Source organism: Frankia sp. AgKG'84/4 (assembly GCF_023242965.2).
Taxonomy (GTDB): Bacteria; Actinomycetota; Actinomycetes; order Frankiales; family Frankiaceae; genus Frankia.
Map to the genome: position 1 here is coordinate 1 of NZ_JALKFU020000422.1, position 4644 is coordinate 4644.

Genomic DNA, 4644 nt, shown 5'->3' on the forward strand with positions numbered 1-4644 from the left:
CACCGGGCCGGCGCTGGCCCGGGACCCCTGCCGCGGCCAGCGGCGATACCCGGGCGGGGCCCCACCGCAGTGGCCACCCGTCGTCGCGACCGGGCCGACGCCCGCTACCGGGACGGAACGATCTGAGCTGGTGCGCCGATCCGCGCGGCGAGTCGCGCCCAGTGCCCGTCGGCGGTGTTCAGCGCGTCGGTAGTTCGCGTGAGCAGGACGGCGGGTTGCTCCGCGGTGCCGTCGAAGAGGTTCCCGCAGGTGGTCACGGCCTGGCCGTAGGCGCTGGCACCGGCGTTCCAGGACTGGGCGGCCGAGGCGGCCGGCGGCTGGCCGAGCGGCGCGATCTGGTCGACGAGCTGGCCGAGCTGGACACAGGCCGGCCGCAGCGCCGTGCCGTCCACCGCCTGGATGTCCGCCCGCACCGCGCCCACCGCCGTGACGACCTGGCTGCGAAGCTGCGCCGTGCCCGAATACCAGGTGATCAGCTGGGCGCTCGTGTCGACGGTCGGCGGCGGCGGCGCGCCTGCCTCGGCCTGCGTGCCCGTGCCGCTGCCGACCAGCAGGTACACGGCGACGACCGCGATGATCCCGGCGCCGCCGAGGATCGCGAGGCCTCGGCGCCGTTCCTCGCCGGACAGTTGATCCCAGCTCCGGTGGTCCTTACGACGCCGACGCACAAGTCCCCCACCTGTCTGCGAAGTAATCCGCCCTACCAGACGCGCGGGTCGCCCCCGACGTTGTCCTCGTCGCCCTGCTCCGGCCCCCCGGCGGGCTACCGCCCGGGCGCGAGGGTGCGCCGCGGCGCACCACCCGCCGGGGTTCGTCACACTTTCCGGCCGGGCCGCACCGGCGGGTCCGGTGCGTAGCGCAGGTGGGAGGGCGCGGTGCGAGGCGCGCGGAACGGACCTGTCTGGGGGCGGAACATGATCGAAGCTGCGCCGGTCTGGTGGGAGTCACCCGCGCTACCGGAGGAGATGGACAGCGGCACGGCCGCGGCCTGGTCGCTGGTCGTGCTCGGCGGTCAGGGCGAGCGGGTCCGCGGGGTCGTCGGGCCCTTCCGGGCCCCCGAACACGCCCATCGGTACGCCCGCGACGAGCGGCTGCGGATGTGGCTGGTGGTGCCCGCGCTCTGCCTGACGATGCCGGCCGGACAGCAGGCCGCGGGCGTCGTCGTGCTGTGAGACAAGGAGTGGTGACGACGGGCCCGGGGTGAGAGACCGGTCCCAGTGGCCACCAGGGTCCGCCGACCCCGCGCCGGGCGGGCAGAATCTGGGGCCATGTCGGAACGGACGATCGAGAACTATCTCATTGACATGGACGGCGTTCTCGTCCACGAGGAACATCCCATCGCGGGTGCCGACGCTTTCATCGCCGGCCTCACCGCGGCGGGCCTGGGCTTTCTCGTACTGACGAACAACTCGATCTACACCGCCCGGGACCTCTCGGCGCGGCTGGCCCGGGCTGGGCTGCGGATTCCGGCGGAACGCATCTGGACCTCCGCGCTGGCCACCGCGTTGTTCCTGCAGACGCAGCGGCCCGGCGGGTCGGCGTATGTGGTCGGCGAAGCGGGGCTGACCACCGCGCTGCATGACGTCGGCTATGTTCTCAGCGACCGGACGCCGGACTATGTCGTTCTCGGCGAAACCCGGACCTACAGCTTCGAGGCGATCACCCGGGCGATTCGGCTGGTGCGCGGCGGCGCCCGCTTCATCGCGACGAATCCCGACCCGACCGGGCCGTCCGTCGAGGGCCTGCTCCCGGCCACCGGCGCCGTCGCCGCGATGATCACCAAGGCGACGGGCGTGACCCCGTACTTCGTCGGTAAGCCGAACCCGCTGATGATGCGCAGCGCCCTGAACACCCTCTCGGCGCACAGCGAGACGACGGTGGTCATCGGCGACCGGATGGACACCGACGTCGTGGCCGGCCTGGAGGCCGGCATGGACACCGTCCTCGTCCTGTCGGGCATCACGACCCGCGAGGACATCGAACGCTTCCCCTACCGGCCGAGCGCGGTCGTCGACAGCATCGCCAAGGTCCCCGTCGGCCGCGACGTCCGCACCATCGACGGCACACTCACCCCGCCCACCCCCTGATCCGGTGGACACCGCCGTGACCTCCCCGGCGCACCCGATCAGCTCCGTGCCCGGAGCAGTGCACCGCGGCGCACTGCTCCGGGGTGTGCCGATACTGGCCGGGGCCGGCCGCGTCCGGGTCGCGTCGGCAGCGGCTGGCGGTCAGGACTCCGCGGTCGCGATGCCCACCGGGCAGGACAGGCCCGTGCCGCCGAGGCCGCAGTAGCCGTGCGGGTTCTTGGCGTCGGAGAGGTACTGCTGGTGGTACTCCTCGGCGAGGTAGAACGGGCCCGCCGGGGCGATCTCGGTGGTGATCGGGCCGAAGCCGCCGGCGGCCAGGACGCCGGTGAACGCGTCGCGGCTCGCGGCCGCGGCCTTCGCCTGCGCCTCGGTGGTGGTGTAGATCGCCGAGCGGTACTGGGTGCCCACATCGTTGCCCTGGCGCATCCCCTGGGTCGGGTCGTGCCCCTCCCAGAAGACCTGCAGGAGCCGCTCGTAGGAGACCTTCGCCGGGTCGAAGACGACCAGGACGGCCTCGGTGTGCCCGGTCAGGCCCGAGCACGTCTCCTCATACGTCGGATTCGGGGTCGAGCCACCCGCGTAGCCGACCGCCGTCGTGTGGACGCCGGGCACCTGCCAGAACGCGCGCTCGGCGCCCCAGAAGCAGCCCAGGCCGAACACGGCCGTCTCCAGCCCCGCGGGGAACGGGCCGGTGAACGAGGTCCCGAGGACCGTGTGCCGGGAGTCGCCCTGGAACACCGGGCGATCCCGGCCGGCGAGGGCCTGGTCGGGGGTAGGCAGGGTGGCCTTGTGGCGACCGAGGAACATGTCGTGCACCTCCGGTGAGTGTCTCCTCTGACAACCACCCGCCCAGCCCCGACGTTCCCGCGAGGTCTTACAGAACGAGGTCCTCCAGCATCGTGGTGACCAGAGCCGCGATCGGCGAGCGCTCCGAGCGGGTCAGGGTGACGTGGGCGAACAGCGGGTGGCCCTTGAGCGTCTCGATGACGGACGCGACTCCGTCGTGTCGGCCGACCCGCAGGTTGTCGCGCTGCGCCACGTCGTGGGTGAGCACCACCCGCGACCCCTGCCCGAGCCGGGACAGCACCGTGAGCAGAACGCCGCGCTCCAGCGACTGCGCCTCGTCGACGATCACGAACGCGTCGTGCAGCGACCGGCCGCGGATGTGGGTCAGCGGTAGGACCTCCAGCATCCCGCGGTCGACGATCTCCTCGATGACCTCCGGGGAGACCAGCGCGCCGAGGGTGTCGAACACGGCCTGCGCCCAGGGCGCCATCTTCTCGTTCTCGCTGCCCGGCAGGTACCCCAGCTCCTGCCCGCCGACGGCGTAGAGCGGGCGGAAGACGACGACCTTGCGATGGGCCCGGCGCTCCATCACCGCCTCCAGGCCCGCGCAGAGGGCGAGCGCCGACTTACCGGTGCCGGCCCGGCCGCCGAGCGAGACGATCCCCACGTCCGGGTCGAGCAGCAGGTCGAGTGCCACCCGCTGCTCGGCGGAACGCCCGTGCAGGCCGAAGGCGTCCCGGTCGCCCCGGACCAGGCGGACCTGCTTGTCCGCGGTGACCCGGCCGAGCGCGGAGGCGCTGCCGCCGGAGGCGGTGAGCACCAGACCGGTGTGGCAGGGCAAGCCGGCCGCCTCGGGGATCTCCGTGTACTCCTTGGAGTAGAGGCGGTCGAGGTCCTCCTGGGCGACGGTCACCTCCGCCATCCCGGAGAAGCCGGTGTCGACCGGGGAGAGGGCCTGGTACTCCTCCGCCGGCAGGCCGAGGACCGACGCCTTCACCCGCAGCGGAAGGTCCTTGGTGACCAGCACGACCTCGGCGCCCTCCTGGGCGAGGTTCATCGCGACGGACAGGATCCGCGAGTCGTTGGAGTCCACCCGGAACCCCGGTGGAAGCACCGTCGAGTCGGTGTGGTTGAGTTCCACCCGAAGCGTTCCCCCGTCAGCCAGTTCGATCGGCTGGTCGAGTCGGCCGTGTCGGATGCGCAGGTCGTCCAGGAGGCGCAGGGCCTCCCGGGCGAACCAGCCAAGCTCCGGATGGTTCCTCTTGCCCTCCAGCTCCCCTATGACGACGAGGGGGAGCACAACATTGTGCTCCGCGAACCGCAGCAGCGCGCCCGGATCAGAAAGCAGCACGCTTGTGTCGACGACATGCGTTCGTGGCACACGCCCACCCGCTTACTCGGAGGTAGTCCGGGACCGACCCCTTCAGGGACCGGGCTCCGGCCTCCTGGTGTAGTCGCGCTTGCCGCACCGAGGGGCCTCCCGAGAGGTCCGACACCACGCCGGACCACGGCTTGAGACGCTAGGGGTCTCACGGTAGCCGTCACCTCCGACGATGGCGACCCACTTCTGGCAACACGTTGTGTTAAGACCTGGAAACGATTCGGGTGCTCAGCCGCCTCCGCGCCCGCGCCGGTGGCACAGCGCATCGATCATGACGGCGGGCGTCCGACCCTGCGCGCGCCGACTCCCCCGCCCGCGACCGGCCCACCCGGGACCTGCGTGACCAGCCTGGCCGCAGTCGGGCCCCGGCAGCCCGGCCCCGACCCGGCC

Annotated in this window: 5 protein-coding genes; 2 read left to right on the forward strand and 3 right to left on the reverse strand. The window is 72.2% G+C overall.

Annotated elements, in window-relative coordinates; genetic code table 11:
• Positions 1-104 precede the first annotated feature (104 nt).
• Entirely contained in the window at positions 105-668 is a 564-nt protein-coding gene (locus MXD58_RS20415) for a hypothetical protein (protein WP_248836556.1), read from the reverse strand.
• 246 nt (positions 669-914) lie between these two features.
• Here MXD58_RS20415 and MXD58_RS20420 point away from each other — a divergent pair, with 246 nt between their 5' ends.
• Together MXD58_RS20420 and MXD58_RS20425 are read left to right on the forward strand one after the other, a co-directional pair.
• Positions 915-1172, forward strand: a complete 258-nt coding sequence (locus tag MXD58_RS20420) for a hypothetical protein (protein WP_248836555.1) — start codon at positions 915-917, stop codon at positions 1170-1172.
• Positions 1173-1268: 96 nt separating this feature from the next.
• Entirely contained in the window at positions 1269-2087 is an 819-nt protein-coding gene (locus MXD58_RS20425) for an HAD-IIA family hydrolase (RefSeq protein WP_248836554.1), read from the forward strand.
• 141 nt (positions 2088-2228) lie between these two features.
• On the opposite strand, the gene msrA is transcribed toward MXD58_RS20425, so the two are convergent.
• Together msrA and phoH2 are read right to left on the reverse strand one after the other, a co-directional pair.
• On the reverse strand, positions 2229-2894 hold the full coding sequence (msrA, locus tag MXD58_RS20430; RefSeq protein WP_248836553.1) for a peptide-methionine (S)-S-oxide reductase MsrA: 666 nt from the start codon (positions 2892-2894) through the stop codon (positions 2229-2231).
• 67 nt (positions 2895-2961) lie between these two features.
• The gene (gene phoH2, locus MXD58_RS30795; protein WP_248836552.1) at positions 2962-4254 is read right to left on the reverse strand and encodes an RNA 5'-3' helicase PhoH2; all 1293 of its coding nucleotides are present in this window, start codon (positions 4252-4254) and stop codon (positions 2962-2964) included.
• Between the last annotated feature and the right edge of the window lie 390 nt (positions 4255-4644).

What these genes read in the sequence shown, in the direction of transcription:
- MXD58_RS20420 (WP_248836555.1), top strand. Translation starts at nt 915, where the DNA reads ATGATCGAAGCTGCGCCGGTCTGGTGGGAGTCACCCGCGCTACCGGAG.
- msrA (WP_248836553.1), bottom strand. Translation starts at nt 2,894, where the DNA reads ATGTTCCTCGGTCGCCACAAGGCCACCCTGCCTACCCCCGACCAGGCC.
- MXD58_RS20425 (WP_248836554.1), top strand. Translation starts at nt 1,269, where the DNA reads ATGTCGGAACGGACGATCGAGAACTATCTCATTGACATGGACGGCGTT.